Raw genomic sequence first — 16,290 nt, forward strand, 5'->3', positions numbered from 1 at the left:
GAAGGCGGTGCGGTTTCATCAACCAGGCTCGATCGAGGTGCTTCGGTATGAAGAAGTGCCGACGCCGACGCCCGGCGCGGGCGACGTGCTCGTTCGCGTCAGGGCCGCGGCTCTGAATCGCATGGACATCTTTCTGCGTTCCGGCGTGGCGACCATGCCCGGATTTTCCCTGCCTCACACCGGTGGGTTCGACATTGCGGGCGAGGTCGCGGCTGTCGGGGCGGACGTGTCGGCCGATCTTGTCGGCCGCGAAGTCGTGGTGAAGCCGCGAGTCACGGGTCCGGCTTCGCGCGGATTGCTGGACATCATCGGCACGGCGCGACCGGGCGGTTTCGCAGAGTTCGTACTCGCGCCGGCGCACTGCATCGCGCCGAAACCAACAGGATATTCATTCGAAGAGGCGGCGGCGTTTGGCTGCGTGTACCTCACGGCGTTCTACGGACTGAACTGGATCGCGAAGCTCAGGCCCGGCGAAACAGTGCTCGTGCATGCGGCCAGCAGCGGTGCGGGCGCTGCGGCGATCCAAGTCGCCAAGGCCTGCGGCGCGACGGTTATCACAACAGCCGGCAATGATGAGAAATGCGTCAAGGCCAAGGTCATGCTCGGCGCGGACCATACCGTGAATTACCGATCCGCGGACTTTCGGGATACCGTGCGCGACGTGACATGCGGCCGGGGCGTTGATGTCGTCTTTGATCCGGTTTGGGGAGATTCGGCCGCCAGAACCCAGGATGCCATCGCCCGGTATGGTCGATGGATCGTGCTGGGAATGGTCGGCGGACCGACGGGATCGATCACCGCAGCCAAGCTCATGTTCCAGGAGGTGACGATCCGAGGCATCGTAGAGTTCTACAGCGACGACCGAATTATCGACGCAGCATGGGCGCTTGCGCACCGCGGAATCGTCAGGCCGCTTATTGACCGTGTGTGGCCGCTCGAAGAACTGGCAGCTGCACAGAAGCAAATGGAGGACGGCACATTCTTCGGAAAGATCGTGGTCAGACCATGATCTCGCGACGAGATCAGTCCGCATCACCCGAGGGCGTGCCGGCGAAAGCCGATGATACCGAAGGCGGCTCGGCCACGTTGCGCAGAGTCGGGTTGTCCGCGAGAAACCGGCCCTCGAACTCAGGCTGCCAACCGAAGCTGCCGCGGCGCGACGGCAGTGCCCAGATGTTGTCACTGACCAGCGGTGCAACCCGCCGCGCCCCGAGGGCACGCCAGGGATGGGCGTGCGCCGTTCGCATCGACGATTGCTCAGTCGTCGCAGGCAGCGGAGCAAAGAGACCGTTGCCGGCCGTCGGATCGTATGCCGTGAACGAATCGAGCGGCGTCTCCATAACTTGACCTGCGACGCGATCGTATGTGAACGGCTCAACAAGCGTCATGTCATCAGCTGGCGAGATCGGCTGCATGGCTCCGGCTGTTGCTTCCGGCGCGCCGTCGGGTGTCGCGTCCCCCGTTGAATCGACAAGACCTCTCGATGCGGCAGTCGCGAATGGCAATCCGGCCGACGCCGATTCGCCCTTGATTTCTCCGCCGCTCAGGACGCTTGCGACGGATCCGTCAACGAAATCGCTGTTCGGCTGCTCCTCGCAATCGACGACGAGCGCGAAGGCGGTTGAGGCGGCGCGCTCTGCGTCGGTGACTTCTCGCGATTCATCATCGCAAGGATCAATGACGATCGCCGAATTCGCCGGCAGGACAGCCGACTCTTCGCGACCAAATCGAGGCGGACCGTCGTAAACCGCACTTCTTTCGGCACGGCGCGAGACTTCGGTGAATCGTCGAGCCCAATCAGCCAGCAACGCCTGGTAATCGTCGGCCGCCTGCTCCCACAAAAGGGAAACTTCCTCCGGCGTCATCGTGACGACATCCGATTCGTCCTGACCGTCGCAGGGATCGGCGGCGCCCCATTCGGCGCCAAACTCCGACTCACTCGCATCCAACTGCTCCGACGAATTCGACGCGGAATCTTCGGTACCGATGTAACTGAGCCAGTCCGAATCCACTCCGGCGTCCGCCAGCGTATGATCCACAACCTGAAGGGCGTAGGTGCAGGCCAGTCCGACATTCCCGGCACGGTCAACCGCCTCAACACGGAACCAAATTTCGTGATCAAATGCGTATCCCGGCAGTTCAAACGTGAATGAGCCGACGTCCGGGAGGTCCCGCTGTAACTCGATCATGCGACTCTCGTCCGATGAGAAATCGAGTAACAGGCCGATTCGCACAGGAGATTCGACGAGATGCGGATCGACCGCACGCCACGTGATCGTCACAGGTTCGCCGACCTGATACCACGTCTGCTGAGGCTCGAGCCAGACCTCCAGTGCGGGTGCGGAAGTGTCCACGTGATAGACACGCACCGGGTATGCGGGCGTATGTTCGGCGGGGTCCTGGCCCGGTCCAACGAATCGAACGCCGTAGTCGCCGTCGCAACTCGCTTCGAACGCGAAGTACGATTGGCCGCGGCCGAAATACCCTTCCCGCTGCCAGTTCCGCCCGTTGTCGTTGGTCCACCAGAGGGCGATACGCGGCGTCTCCTCGGATTCATACCCTCCCGGTTGTCGCACCATGACGAGCTTCTGATTAACAAAATAGTGCGCCGGATCGCCCGGACGCGCCATCGGTTCCGGCGCGGGTTCTTCGATCGGCCGAGTGTATTCGGGCTGGTCGTATGCCCAATCGGGATAGGTTCGTTGCGGATTGAAAGCGGCCTGATCACTGTGGGAGCCGCGGGTCGCAACCGGGACAGACTTGGCAGACGATCCGCATCCAGCGATCGCCATTCCAAGAAAAGCGGCAGACGACAGGCTTGTGAGCGTTTTCATCCGTGATTTGTTGTGCATGGCATGCATCCTTGCAATGCGGCTGTCCCCAGCTCTTGGAATTCTATTGGCGATACTATCGGACGCAACGGCTTCCGATAGATGTGCCCATATCGACACTCGCACGCGAGGCGCTTGATGCGATCTATCGCCCCAACAGAGATTCTGGAAATGGTGACTAGGAGCTGAGGCGCTTGACGGCCGTCCGGAACATTCGCAAGCCGTCCGGCTCGGATTGATCGCCCATATCAGTATTGCGACCGCCGATTCCGGCTGGCACGTGGGTCGCAAAGATACACCGCTCCGGGTGCGGCATGAGGCCAAACACACGGCCAGTGCTGTCAATGAGGCCGGCGATGTTATCAGTGCTGCCGTTCGGGTTCGACGGAAACGTCAATCCTTCACACTCGCCCGCTTGAGAAGGCTGCCGGTTTGAGGCCGACCCGGCGGGCAGGGCGTCATCGGCGGCGTAACGAAGTGCGATGCGGTCGTTCGAAGCCAAAGCTTTCGCACCTTCGCTTCCACCCGCGACGACAACCCGACCCTCACCATGCGCCACGGGCAACCGATAGATCTGCCCCTTTTCGAGAAACGCGCACCGGTCGGTCTGGGCACGCAGGGAGACCCACCGATCCTCGTATCGCCCCGACTCATTCAGCGCCAGCGTCACCCGAACGCCAATATCCGCGCCGGGGACGATTCCCATCCGCACGAGCACCTGAAACCCGTTGCAGATACCGACGACGAGGCCACCCCGATCGATAAAGGCCGCCAATTCGTCGGGCAGGTGGTTCGTGATCTGATTCGCAAGGATTCGCCCACTGGCGATGTCGTCGCCGTAGGAGAATCCACCGGGAATGGTCAGAACCTGAAACCCGCCAAGGAGCGCGGGATTCTCGCAAAGGTGGTTGATGTGAACCCGATCTGGGTTCGCCCCGACTGATTTCCATGCGTACGCGGTCTCCTCGTCGCAGTTGATTCCGGGGGCACGAAGTATGAGTACGCGCGGGGACGCCATGTCCGGAGCATAAGGCGTCCGGCCGCTGACGGTCAAAGACGATCCACGCTCGGAACGAGGTTTGCCCGGCGATCGGCGCGGCGCACGATGATCCCGTCCCCGGCATGGCGATAATCGCGCCGAGATCCCCGTTTACGGACGCGCGGCCGCTTGTTGCTTTTCGACAACACAACGGACCAGACGGCCCGACGAAAACTGCAACCGCCAGGCTGCGCGAGCAATCCATAAGTAATTCATCCCACTGGAATTATGACAAGTCTCGGAAAACCGGACGCGGCGATGATGCGCCTTGTCACCGCGTTTGCCCTTTTTCCGAATGTCATGATCGAGAAGACGGCGGACAGTGTGATTGCTTTTTTGAAGCCGAGGGCGAAAATCCTGATCCTCGCCTTTTTCACCTATCTCGCGCTGTGTTGAAGCCTGACTTCCGAGACAGACTCTTGGCACTAAACGTGATGGGACAGGCCTTCACGCAACTCTCGCACAATCCCAGAATCTGAAAACGATGCGAAAGGGCATGGAATCGATGCTGCGACGCGAGGATCGTGCGCAACTTCGATACCTCGGAGGCGCTGAACTCGATGATGCGACCGCAGCGGCGACACACCATGTGATCGTGAGGGTCCTGGCCGTAGGTGTGCTCGTAGTGGACCTGCTTGTTGGAGAAGTGCACCTCGCGAACAATGCCGCATTCAACGAGGAGTTTAAGAGTTCGGTAAACGGTCGCCTTGCCGACACGCCGCGCGGACTGGCGCATGATGAGCAGCAGTTGCTCGGCCTCAAAATGTTCCTCCATGCGCATCGCGGCGCGGAGGATGTCGCCACGCTCGCTCGTGTACTTCAGTCCACGGTCGCGGCAATACTCGCGAAAAACGTTCTCCGCTGTGTCGATTGTTTCAGTCGCGACGGCTCGGGGCATGTCTGATAGCAGAACCCGTCGCGATTCAATTGTCAAAACCGCCGATGCAATTCGGACGCGACGATCCGATTCGGGACGCCGCATGTCGCCGGACACGATCGCTTTCCCGCGGCCGCAAACGTGATTAGCATTCTGAGCATGTTGGTGCTTCATTCCACACGAGCCGTCATGGAGTCCGCACAGCACGTCTCCATCGACGACTCCGCCATCAGGACCTGGGCCGAAAAGCTGCGGCCCGGCGCGCTGGTTCCGTCGGGCCACGGCCTACTCGATCACGTTCCAGGTACGCGCGAGCAAATCGCAAACTTCATCCTGCTCGTGGACGCTCTGAACTTCTGCTTCTGGTCGCCAGACCCCATCCGGATCATCTGGCGAGGTACAACCTACGAGCGATACAATGCCATGTTTGTGTCGCTCATGCTGGCGGCCCGGAGCGACCCCCGCTGGTTTGATCCCCGATACTGGCAAGTTGTCCCGACCGAGGAAATACGACAGGTACTCAGCGGGAGCGGCCAACTGCTCCTGCTGCCGCAGCGGGAGCGAATCATTCGCGATACCGGGCGCGTGTTGCTCGACCGTTTCGACGGGCAGTTCTCAGCGGCCGTCGCATCCGTCGGAGAGCGGGCCTGGCCGCTGGCCGTGCTGCTGATGACCAACTTCGATTCCTTCCGCGACGTGGCGAATTATCGAGGCAAGCCCGTCTACTTCATGAAGCGGGCCCAGATCTGCGCGCTGGACCTGTCATCGACATGGGAGCGCAAAGGGCACGGCCCGCTGGACGGCCTTGAAGAACTGACGGCGTTCGCGGATTACCGCGTGCCCCAGGCGTTGCGGCATCTGGGCATTCTACGACTGAATGATGACCTGGCGCGGATCATCGATCAGAACGAGAGCGAACTGGATGAAAACTGCGAGCAGGAAATTGAAATCCGGGCCGCTACCATTCAAGCGGTGGACCGCATGGTCACGGCGGTGAATCGCGGTGGCGGTCGCACAACGGCGTGGGAAATCGATTGGTATCTATGGGAACTGTCGCACCATGAATCAGTGACAGCTCGCCATCATCGAACGCGGACCATCTACTACTGACAACCGGCATCCCAGCAGCGCGGCGCGCGGACATCGCCGGTGTGCAGGCTGAATCGACGGAGTCACAAATTGCATATCCGAAACCGACGCACAAATATCCCGATTGCGACCCTGCTGGCCGCGACCCTCTGCGCCGCCGGTTGCGGCGCGCCTATGGCCGGCGGCGTCAAGGAAATGGAAGAACCGCCAAAGGGGTCCGAAGAAGAAATCAAGGCGATCACCGCGGATCCGGTGATCTACATGAACAAATGCCTGACCGAAGCAAGAAGGGTAAAGTCGGCTCGGATTCAGTTCGAACGGCAGGAAAGGCTCGGACTGGTTCCCGAATTGCGTCCGGCCGAAAAGATGCGCTGCGAATTCCGCGAAGAGCCATTCAGCGTTCGCTTCACCTGGACCGACGAAAAACCGGAGTATCTGCAAGCGGTATATGTCGAAGGCCAAAACGGCAACAAAGTGTCCCTGCTGCCGCGCGTCGGCCTGTTCGGAACCAGGCCAAACGTGGTCGCCTACCCCGCTGATTTTGCGGTGACGTTCGGCAAATCCAAAAAGCCCATCACTGACTTCGGACCTCGGCTGATGCTGGAACGCCTTTTCGACCGCATCGAAAAGGCCAAACAGTTCGGCGGGGCAAAGATTCGATACACCGGACTGGCGGTCGTCGGGCCGGGCAATGAGAAGTGCCATCATATTGAGCTGCTGTTTCCCAAGCCGGACGAATTTCCCTGCAAGCTGCTCGATCTGTACATCAATATCGATACGAGACTACCGGTGGCGGTCTATTTGTGGCTGACCGAGGAGGATCGTGTTCGAACCAACAAAACCCTTGACGCCATGTATATCTACGGCCTGCTCGAACCCAATGTCCCGCTCTCGGATGATGATTTCGTGATCGATGTGGATCCGCGGGGCAAGTAGAAAACTGAGGAAAGGCATGGGGCTGACCGGTCGATCCGCGGCGAACCGGACCGCCGACTCGAACACCGGGCGAGCGTCGAAAAATATTTGCATGCTACAATCATATATCCTCTGAAAGCTTTGCGTCGCAGGGCAGCAGGGTACTCACATGACGGCATGCCGCGTCCGGAGGGCCAAAGATGCGTCTCGACTTTTTCATCCATTTCCGTCGGTACATTCCGCTTGTCACGCTGGCCGTTCTCGTCGCCAGCCCCGCCTGTGATCCGGCTGCCGTCGAGAATGCAAAGCGAGAAGCGGCTAAAAAAGCGGAGGAGGCTCGAATCGCCGCGTCACAGGCCGTGGAAGCGGCCAAGCACACCGCCAAACCGCTGATCGACCAGGGTGTTGAAAAAGCCCGGGAGTACCTTGAAGAAGGCAAACAGGTCGCCGCGGAAATAAAGGAAAAGGCAAAGCCCTACGTTGAAGAGGCGAAATCGGCGACAACACAGGCCGCCGAACGAATCGCCGGTGCAACCACCCAGGCGGCTGAAAAAGTAAAGGAACTGACGACCCGTGCGGCCGAATCAATCAAGTCGACCGCTACCCAAGCCGCGGAAGATGTGAAAGAAGCTGTCGGTTCCGGCGATAAGAACACACCGAACTGAACGTAGGTTCCAGCGATAACCCATTCATGGCTGAACACACCCGATTTCGGAGCAATCCGAATCGGATTACCAGACTCACCGCCGCTCCGAGCTCGACGTTCGCCGAATTAAACGTATCGAATCCGAGGCAGAATCAGCTACAATACGAATGGGATCTCGTGAATCGTCGCCAGCGTGCCAATCGGCTTGTGGGGGGGGGGCGCCATCCCATTATCACCGGCCAAGGCAGCGGCCAGTGTACCGTCGCGGCATCTCAGGCAGGAGTCGGCTCTGTGTCGCATGAACTCGCGATGACCAACATGAAAACGGCGCCCCGCGCTTGGGGTCGTTCCTTCGTGCTGGCATCACTTCTTCATGGCACCGTCGCGGCGTGGATGCTGTGGCGAATCGGCGTCGCATCGCCATTGATGCAACTCTCGGCTCGCACCGAGCCGCTTGTTCAGAGCGAATTCGTCACGGACGATTCGTCGCAAATCGCAGCATCGACCATTCCAGAGCCATTGGTTTCTCCTGACCGCGATACCGCAATCGAGCCGGGATTTGATTACATACGCCAGGCGGCGCAATCCATACTCACGGCCGCGCGGAAGCCGGCCGGTCCGAGCGCGCTGAGCGAGCTGGAACGCCGCGCTTCGCAGCTTGAACAGCTCAGCACTCCCGCGGAGATTGAACGAATCTCTGAGAGCATTCGGAATGCACTCGGCGTACCACCCATAGCTGTGCCGATTCACTCCGAACCGGCCACCCCGGGATTCGATTTTGATCACTGCGTCGTCACTGACTCACAGCGATTTGAGTCGCCGAAAGGCGTGGAGATCCGCGAGACGCTTCGCGATCACGACGGACGAATGCTGGTGATCGTCTATGCCCGGCGCGTGAACGAACGCACCGGCGAGGTTCAGTACACGCAGCGCGAATTCGCATCGAACAACGATCCATCACTCGAGTTCCGAATCACCCAAGAGGAATTCGAGGAGGCCGAGGCGAGGCAGCGTCCGTACCAGATCATCAATCGGTTCGGCCTGTTACGGAAGATTCACGACGAGGCGGTTCTGCCGCTTCTGGACAAATGGGGCAACGAATCGCCGTCGGCCCCGAATGTTCCCAATTCAGCGATTCCCTCGCCCGTCGATGGGCGCTGAACACGGCCCTCGGAAGGGCCGCAATCCGTGATACGGAGATCGCACTTTCAAATGCCGACTGCATCTCTCTTTGCCGATCGCATCGTCGAAGCCATTCGTTCAAGGAATTGTCCGGGGGTCATCAACCTTGATCCGGTATGCGCGTCCCTGCCCCGCCGATTCGCGGCCGCGCATGCGCCTGCCCATTGTTTCGACGAGCGTGCGGCCCTTGGCGAGGTGATTGAATACTGCCGCCGGGTTCTTCAGATCGTCGCGCCGATTGTTCCCGTGGTGAAGCTGAATATCGCGTATTTCGAGTGTTTTCGGAGTGCCGGCGTTGATGCATACTACTCGCTCATTGCCGAGGCGCATCGGCTTGGGCTGCTTGTGATCGGCGATGTGAAGCGCGGCGACGTCGGCCACACGGCAGCAATGTACGCCAGTGCCCACCTGGCGGCATTCGCTCCTGAAAGTGCCGACCGCGCTGCACCGGACGCCGTCACGATCAGCGGCTACTTCGGCTGGGACGGCGTCAAACCCTTCGTCGATGTTGCCCGGCGAGAAAACAAAGGTGTCTTCGTTCTGGTTCGGACATCGAATGAATCGGCCGCCAGCGTGCAGGATGTCCCGACGCGCGACGGTCCGCCTGTCCATGCGGTCGTGGCGGACCTGGTGACAAAGTGGTCGCACGAGTCCGGAACCATCGGCAGCGCGGGCTATGGCGCGATCGGAGCCGTCGTCGCGACGCGCGACCCGGCCGATGCCGCAGCCCTGCGCAAGTCGATGCCGCATTCCATCTTTCTCGTGCCCGGCTATGGCGCGCAAGGCGGCCGCGCGGAGGATTTCGCGCCGTATGTCGATACTTTCGGTCTGGGTGCGTTAATCGCGGCGGGCCGATCGGTGATCTTCGCGCATGAACGGCCCGCGCTGAAAGAGCGGTTCGGAGACGACTGGGAAGCCTGTGTGCAGTACGCCGCACACGAGTTCACGGCCGACCTGCGGCGCGTGCTGCCCGTTCGCTGAGCGGCCGCAATCAGTGGTTACAGTCTTTTTACATCCGCTCATCAATTGACCCGAATCGCGTGAACCGGCCGGAGAGTCGTCCTCCGGGAATAGCCGGCCGACCGCAGCCGGTTTGACACGGGAAAATCCACGGCTTATCGTCCGTTCAGCTTTCCACGCGCGCCCGTGGTCGGGCGCCTGTCAGGTCTTTTTCGTCCGAGGTGATTTCGATGAAGCTGTATTTCCTGCTGGGTTGCCTAGCTCTCGCCCTGCTCGTTTCGAACCTGTCATTCGCGACCGCGGATGACAAGACGCCGGCATCCGGTGACAAGCCGAAAATCCCAGACATGGTCTATGTCAGGATGACAACCAGCCTGGGTGATATCGTCATTGAATTGAACAACCTCAAGGCGCCGATGACCGTCGCGAATTTCCTCGAGTATGTTGACGGCAAGTTCTACGAAGGGACGATGTTCCACCGCGTCATCAAGGGCTTCATGATCCAGGGCGGCGGAATGGACACCGAGTACAAGAGTAAGCCCACGCGAAGCCCGATCAAGAATGAAGCCACCAACGGCTTGTCGAACCTCAAGTACACGATTGCGATGGCTCGCACGGGCGACCCGCATTCGGCAACCAGCCAGTTCTTCATCAACACCGTAGACAATGACGGTTCTTCGCAGCCGCGCCGGATCAACCTCAACCACTCGTCTCCGAGTGGAAACGGCTGGGGCTACTGCGTTTTCGGAAAGGTCATCGGCGGCATGGACGTGGTCGACAAAATCGAATCCACGCCGGTGAAGAAGGATGATCGGGCCGACCCCAGTACCCCGGCAGCGCCGGAGACGCCCGTGGTCATCAAGAAGGTCGAGCGGGTGAATCCGGATTCGATCAAGGAACTCATTGCCGCGGCCCGAGCTGCGGAGAAAGCAGAGCAACAGAAAATGCTGGACCTCATCAAGAGCAAGGGCGGCGACATGGACAAGGCGATGAAGACCTCGTCCGGTCTTCAGATCATCCATGTGGTCGAAGGAACGGGTGCTTCGCCGAAACCGACCGAGCGCGTCCGCGTTCATTACACCGGCTGGCTCACGAACGGAAGCAAGTTTGACTCGTCCGTGGATCGCGGGCAGCCATCGGAGTTCGGCCTCAACCAGGTCATCCGCGGCTGGACCGAAGGACTTGGTCTGATGAAGGTCGGCGGCAAGTCTTTGTTGATTATTCCCGCCGATCTGGCCTACGGCGCATCCGGACGTCCGGGCATTCCACCGAATTCAACTTTGATCTTCGAGGTCGAACTACTCGACATCCTGTAGTAAACGCGGCCGGTTCATTTCGCGGTCTGAATAATCGACCCGCAATCTCAAGTAATCTGGAAGGGGCAGAGCTTCGGCTTTGCCCCTTTTTTATTTGCCGCGGCGATTTGACTCCAACGGGGCTCCACTTTCCGCTTGCTGCGCTCATGTACACCGGGTTAGGCTTCCTGCCTGGGTCCCTGCAATGGAATGCGAGGATTGCTTTCATGCCCGAATTGCATCGATTTCCCCTCGGAAGACGTCGACGCCGAACCGATGAGTCCCACGCCTGTCACGCAATCGTTCACGACTCCGCCGCGAGCGCCAGCATCGCCGTCGCTCACGAAATGGCGGAGCTGATTCGCGAAAAATCCGATCAAGGCCGCTTCGCCGTGCTCGGCCTGGCGACCGGCTCGACGCCTGTGGGCGTCTATGAAGAGCTCGTGCGACTGCACCGCAACGAGGGCCTGTCATTTCGAAACGTCATCACATTCAACTTGGATGAGTACTGGCCCATGCGGCCGGAGGCACTCCAGAGTTACCGCCGCTATATGTCAGAATGCCTCTTCGACCTTGTCGATATCGACCCCGAAAACGTTCATGTCCCCGACGGAACCTTGGCGTTCGACCAGGTTGCAATGGAATGCGAACGATATGAGCGGCAAATCGCCGAAGCCGGCGGAATCGATCTTCAAATACTGGGCATCGGACGCACCGGCCACATTGGCTTCAACGAGCCCGGCTCCGGCCGCGAAAGTCGCACCCGGCTGATCACGCTCGACAAAGTCACGCGCATGGATGCCGCATCCGATTTCTTTGGCGAGTGGAACGTGCCTCGCCGCGCCATCACGATGGGAGTCGGCACGATACTTAATTCCCACCGCGTCATTCTCCTCGCTTTCGGCGAAGGCAAGGCGAACATCGTGCGGCTGGCGGTCGAGGGTGATGTATCGGATGCCGTCGCCGCGAGCTTCCTGCAGGACCATCCAAACGCGTGCTTCGTCCTGGATCCCGCTGCTGCCGGCGAATTGACCCCCATCAAAACGCCGTGGCTGCTCGGTCCCTTGGCGACGAGCCGCCAATCATGGGACGGCTTCACGACGCGCCGGGCCGTGATCTGGCTCGCAACGAAGCTCGGTAAGCCGATCTTGAAACTGGTTGAGGAAGACTACAACGAACACGGTCTTCAGGACCTCCTTTCGGCACGCGGATCGGCATACGACGTTAATATCGACGTCTTCAAATCGCTCCAGCGAACAATCACCGGCTGGCCGGGCGGCAAATCGACGGCGGAACGCGTTGCGGCGGACACACGGGGCGACCATGGGCCGTCGACTCCGCTACAAACCTTGCCGCCCTCTGACGGCGTCATCACGGTCGGAGCTCCGTCGACGCCGGAACCATTTCCGAAGCGCGTCGTGGTCTTCAGTCCCCATCCGGACGACGACGTCATTTCGATGGGCGGCACGCTGATTCGCCTGTGCGAGCAGGGACACGAAGTCCACGTCGCCTATCAGACGTCCGGCAACATCGCCGTATTCGACGAAAAGGCCGTTCGTCACGCGGACTTCGTCGCTGAGTTCGCACGAACCTTCGGCCTGTTCAGCGAACGTGAAATCGAGCGGATCGAGGTGGCGGTCGAGAACTTTGTCGCTTCAAAACGTCCTGGCGACGTCGATAGTCCCGTGCTGAGGCAGATCAAGGGCATCATCCGCCGAAGTGAAGCGCGAGCCGCTGCCCGTTATGCCGGCGTCTCAGGCGATCGCATTCACTTTCTTGACCTGCCCTTCTACGAAACCGGTCGCGTTCGAAAGCAGCCGCTCGGCGAAGAAGATATTGCCATCGTCATGGCACTGCTCGATCAGGTACAGCCGCATCAGATTTATGCCGCGGGCGATCTTTCCGATCCACACGGCACCCATCGCGTCTGCCTCGCCGCGATTCAATCGGCCGTTGGGCGGCTGGCCGAGCGGAACTGGATGAAGGCGTGCCGAGTCTGGCTTTATCGTGGCGCCTGGCAGGAGTGGGAGCCGCATCAGATCGAGATGGCCGTCCCCCTGTCGCCCGATGAAGTGGACCGAAAGCGCATGGCGATTTTTCATCATGAGTCGCAGAAAGACAAGGCCCTGTTCCCCGGCCCGAGCGATCCGCGAGAATTCTGGCAGCGTGCCGAAGACCGCAACGCGGCGACCGCCGCAATCTTCGACCGCCTCGGCTTGCCGGAATACCAGGCGATCGAAGCCTTTGTCGAATGGCGCCCGGAAAGAGGCTGAACCGGTTCCGGCGACGAGCCGCGCGATCTCCGTCTCGGCGTTGCAATCACCACACCGCAAGGCTAGCATTTGAAGACTTCGCTAGGGGCGCCCACAAGGGCTGAGAGCCGGCCGCCGAGCCGGGACCCTTGGAACCTGATCACCGAAGTTCGCACGAGGCGGAACGAGGTGCGGAGGGAAGCGAGCCATGTCGCACCACACCGCTCTCTATCGGGTCAGACGGCCTCGCCGGTGAGTCGCTTTCAGACGATCGCGCGCTTCGGCGCGCCGTGAGCATCATTCGAATGAAGTTCGATGTCGAACAAGCGATCGAACCGCTGTCGCGCACACCCTCGGTGATGCGGGCCATGCTGGCCGGCCTGAGCGCGCAATGGATCTACACCGATTACGGCGAAAACACGTTCAGCCCGTTCGACATTCTGGGGCATCTCATTCATGGCGAGCGAGCGGATTGGATTCCGCGAATGCGGATCATTCTCGAAGCCGGGACCGAACGGCCGTTCGACAAGTACGACCGTTACGCCCAGTTCGAGGAATGCGCCGGCAAATCGCTGAATCAGTTGCTCGATGAATTCGAACAGTGCCGAAACACCAGCATCTCGTCACTTCGAGCAGCCGCACTGACACCCGATTTGCTGGCAAAGCGCGGAATGCACCCGGCGCTCGGCGAGGTCACTCTGGAGAATCTGCTGGCCACGTGGGTGGCGCACGATTTGAATCACATCGCCCAGATCGCCCGCTGCATGGCCGCGCAATACAACGACGCCGTCGGACCCTGGCGGCAATACCTTTCCATTCTCAAGTCGCCCCCCATCGCGATGGACGCGGACGGTGCCGCAAGGAAACGCGCTGCTCAACTCATCACAAAACAGGACGAGCAGTCGCCGATTCGATAGGAGTTTATTCATGACCCAGCTACAGGCCGCCCGAAAGGGCCTCATCACACCCGAAATGGTCCGTGTGGCCTTGCGAGAGAATGCCACGCCCGAATTCATTCGTGACGAGGTCGCCAGGGGCCGGCTCGTAATACCGGCAAACATCCGCCATTTGGCCGGCAGCGGCGGCGCGGATCCCAGAATGCGTACGATCGGCCACAACGGCACGTCGCATCCGATCGTCGATGTCGCGCATCTGACCACGACGACCGGCCATCCCGGCCATCGCGGCGACGCACGGCTCTGGGTCAATCAGACCGTGAGCCAGCGGTGGTCCGTCGTGAACGATCCGAACATGCTCAAGGGTCAATCCACGCCAAAACGACTTGATCCGATGGGCATTGGCCGAATGGTCACGACCAAGATCAATGCCAACATCGGGGCATCACCGGTCAGCAGCAGTACCCGCGAAGAAGTCGACAAGCTGATGTGGGCGCAGAAATACGGAGCCGACACGCTGATGGACCTGTCCACCGGCGGAAAGCTCGATGAGTGCCGTCAGGCGATCATCGATCACAGCACCATTCCAATCGGCACCGTCCCCATTTACAGCATGATCATCGGCAGGAGCATTGAGGACCTCGATTACGACACAATCCTCAAGACCGTGGAGCGGCAGGCGAAACAGGGTGTGGACTACTTCACCATCCATGCCGGCGTGCTGAAGGAGAACCTTCACCTCATCAAAAATCGCATCACGGGGCTCGTGTCCCGAGGCGGATCGCTGCTGGCAAAGTGGATGATCGTCCACAACAAACAGAACCCCATGTACGAACTGTTTGATGAAATCAGCGCGATCATGCGAGAATATGACGTGACCTATTCCCTCGGCGACGGCGTGCGGCCCGGCTGCCTGCGGGATGCCGGCGACGCGGCACAGATCGCGGAGCTCGAAGTCCTGGGCGAACTGACGCAGCGTGCCCGCGAGGCCGGAGTGCAGGTGATGGTCGAAGGACCCGGTCATGTCCCGCTGCATGAAATCGCATGGAACATGCAGGTCCAGCAAAGAATCTGCGACGACGCGCCCTTCTATGTCCTCGGGCCGCTCGTGACGGATGTCTTTCCCGGATACGATCACATAACCAGTTGCATCGGCGCAACCGAGGCCGCACGGGCCGGCGCCGCGATGCTCTGCTATGTCACGCCCAAGGAACATGTCGGCCTTCCCAAGGCGCAGGACGTGAAGGAAGGCTGCATCGCATACAAGATCGCCGCGCATGCCGGAGATGTGGCACGTCAGATCCCGGGCGCTCGACAGTGGGACGACGACATGTCAAAGGCGAGAGCCGCACTGAACTGGCCGATGCAGTTCGAGATCGCATTCGACGGCGAAACCGCCCGCGCCCTTCACGACGAAGACCTCGATGTGGATACCGACTTCTGCGCCATGTGCGGCCACGACTGGTGCAGCATGCGTATCAGCAAGGAGATTCAGGAATTCGCAAGCGGAAAAGATGAGCAGTTCCAGCCGACAAAGAAGAGCATGAAAAGTCCGGGGCTCACACAGGAACAGGTGATGATGCTCGCCCATCGCGGCAAAAAGCACGACTGCCACAGCGACAATGTGACCGACGCGGAGGAAGCAAAACGCGTCCAGAAACGATACGTGCAAATCGGTGGAGCCGAAGGATAGGTGAAATGCAAGGCGCCGGGCAGGACCTCGCAAATCGAAGAATTGCATGGGAGAATCTGGCGACCCTTTTCCTCGATACGGATTTCACCGAGGAACAACTCGCTCAGATTGCCCATTCACTACGCACCACCGGCTACTCCATCGCCGACATGGAGCACATCCTGGAGGTCGAGCTTGCGCCGCTACTCTATGTGAATCGGTGCTCACCGGCTGGCGAATGGAGCGGCTTCGACACGCCGTGGATCGAAAACGCCGTTCAGAACGGCCGCCATCGCGAAATTCACAAGTGGTATCGATGGTTGGATCGGCTCCGTTTTCGCCGCGCGCTACAGTCGGTGAAGGAAGAGTACTGGCATCTCGTTGCATCGTACCTCAGCCGGTCGTGACGATCATCAGATCCCGTGCATAACACCGATTCCACCAGGTCAAAAATCCGGTTCAGGCCTGCAAGATGCACGACAGGTCATCGGCACACCATCGGATCCGATCGAGCCAACAGGCGCGTATCAGCGATGCGCTTGCCTCGGGGCGCGATCACGGAGGTCGTGAAATCCTCTTGCAACCCGATTAGTATTAGCCGGACGCTTTACACCCCGAACATGAACTGGGAGCTAC

The 16,290-nt window shown here is 60.2% G+C and carries 14 protein-coding genes, 2 pseudogenes and 1 riboswitch; of the genes and pseudogenes, 13 read left to right on the forward strand and 3 right to left on the reverse strand.

Translation table 11 applies throughout. From position 1 onward, the window contains the following. The first annotated feature begins 7 nt into the window (after positions 1–7). A complete protein-coding gene (locus tag KF841_16915) occupies positions 8–1,009 on the forward strand; it encodes a zinc-binding dehydrogenase (protein MBX3397039.1) in 1,002 nt (333 codons plus the stop codon). A gap of 13 nt (positions 1,010–1,022) precedes the next feature. Here KF841_16915 and KF841_16920 read toward each other — a convergent pair whose 3' ends face one another. From KF841_16920 to KF841_16930, 3 genes are all read right to left on the reverse strand, one after another. Continuing rightward, complete coding sequence (locus KF841_16920) at positions 1,023–2,852, reverse strand: hypothetical protein (GenBank protein MBX3397040.1); 1,830 nt, start codon at positions 2,850–2,852, stop codon at positions 1,023–1,025. 157 nt (positions 2,853–3,009) lie between these two features. Then, positions 3,010–3,849: a phosphoribosylformylglycinamidine synthase subunit PurQ gene (locus tag KF841_16925; protein ID MBX3397041.1), complete on the reverse strand. Its 840-nt coding sequence runs from the start codon at positions 3,847–3,849 to the stop codon at positions 3,010–3,012. Positions 3,850–4,243: 394 nt separating this feature from the next. Then, entirely contained in the window at positions 4,244–4,921 is a 678-nt protein-coding gene (locus tag KF841_16930; GenBank protein MBX3397042.1) for a transcriptional repressor, read from the reverse strand. On the opposite strand from KF841_16930, the gene KF841_16935 reads away from it, so the two are divergent. The 12 genes and pseudogenes from KF841_16935 (at position 4,907) to KF841_16990 (ending at position 16,061) form a co-directional block, all read left to right on the forward strand. Next, positions 4,907–5,857 (forward strand): queuosine salvage family protein, encoded by a 951-nt coding sequence (locus KF841_16935; GenBank protein ID MBX3397043.1) that lies wholly within the window; start codon positions 4,907–4,909, stop codon positions 5,855–5,857. The genes KF841_16930 and KF841_16935 overlap by 15 nt on opposite strands. Before the next feature lie 69 nt (positions 5,858–5,926). Continuing rightward, positions 5,927–6,772: a DUF1571 domain-containing protein gene (locus tag KF841_16940; GenBank protein ID MBX3397044.1), complete on the forward strand. Its 846-nt coding sequence runs from the start codon at positions 5,927–5,929 to the stop codon at positions 6,770–6,772. 179 nt (positions 6,773–6,951) lie between these two features. After that, on the forward strand, positions 6,952–7,416 hold the full coding sequence (locus KF841_16945) for a hypothetical protein (GenBank protein ID MBX3397045.1): 465 nt from the start codon (positions 6,952–6,954) through the stop codon (positions 7,414–7,416). Positions 7,417–7,442: 26 nt separating this feature from the next. Beyond that, positions 7,443–8,558 (forward strand): hypothetical protein, encoded by a 1,116-nt coding sequence (locus KF841_16950; protein ID MBX3397046.1) that lies wholly within the window; start codon positions 7,443–7,445, stop codon positions 8,556–8,558. 51 nt (positions 8,559–8,609) lie between these two features. Further along, positions 8,610–9,560, forward strand: a complete 951-nt coding sequence (gene pyrF / locus KF841_16955; protein ID MBX3397047.1) for an orotidine-5'-phosphate decarboxylase — start codon at positions 8,610–8,612, stop codon at positions 9,558–9,560. A gap of 209 nt (positions 9,561–9,769) precedes the next feature. Further along, positions 9,770–10,324 (forward strand): annotated as a pseudogene (locus KF841_16960) (peptidylprolyl isomerase). Next, positions 10,304–10,855 (forward strand): FKBP-type peptidyl-prolyl cis-trans isomerase, encoded by a 552-nt coding sequence (locus KF841_16965; GenBank protein ID MBX3397048.1) that lies wholly within the window; start codon positions 10,304–10,306, stop codon positions 10,853–10,855. The pseudogene KF841_16960 and the gene KF841_16965 overlap by 21 nt, the downstream one beginning before the upstream one ends. A 206-nt stretch (positions 10,856–11,061) precedes the next feature. Beyond that, the gene (gene nagB, locus KF841_16970) at positions 11,062–13,107 is read left to right on the forward strand and encodes a glucosamine-6-phosphate deaminase (GenBank protein ID MBX3397049.1); all 2,046 of its coding nucleotides are present in this window, start codon (positions 11,062–11,064) and stop codon (positions 13,105–13,107) included. Positions 13,108–13,180: 73 nt separating this feature from the next. Beyond that, positions 13,181–13,303, forward strand: a riboswitch (TPP riboswitch). A gap of 88 nt (positions 13,304–13,391) precedes the next feature. Next, positions 13,392–14,003 (forward strand): DinB family protein, encoded by a 612-nt coding sequence (locus KF841_16975; protein ID MBX3397050.1) that lies wholly within the window; start codon positions 13,392–13,394, stop codon positions 14,001–14,003. 10 nt (positions 14,004–14,013) lie between these two features. After that, a pseudogene (locus tag KF841_16980) lies at positions 14,014–14,157 on the forward strand (phosphomethylpyrimidine synthase ThiC). Between the two features lie 27 nt (positions 14,158–14,184). Beyond that, complete coding sequence (thiC, locus tag KF841_16985) at positions 14,185–15,675, forward strand: phosphomethylpyrimidine synthase ThiC (protein MBX3397051.1); 1,491 nt, start codon at positions 14,185–14,187, stop codon at positions 15,673–15,675. 5 nt (positions 15,676–15,680) lie between these two features. Next, positions 15,681–16,061 (forward strand): hypothetical protein, encoded by a 381-nt coding sequence (locus tag KF841_16990; GenBank protein MBX3397052.1) that lies wholly within the window; start codon positions 15,681–15,683, stop codon positions 16,059–16,061. Positions 16,062–16,290: the final 229 nt, after the last annotated feature.

This window comes from Phycisphaerae bacterium, assembly GCA_019636475.1.
Classification (GTDB): domain Bacteria; phylum Planctomycetota; class Phycisphaerae; order UBA1845; family UTPLA1; genus JADJRI01.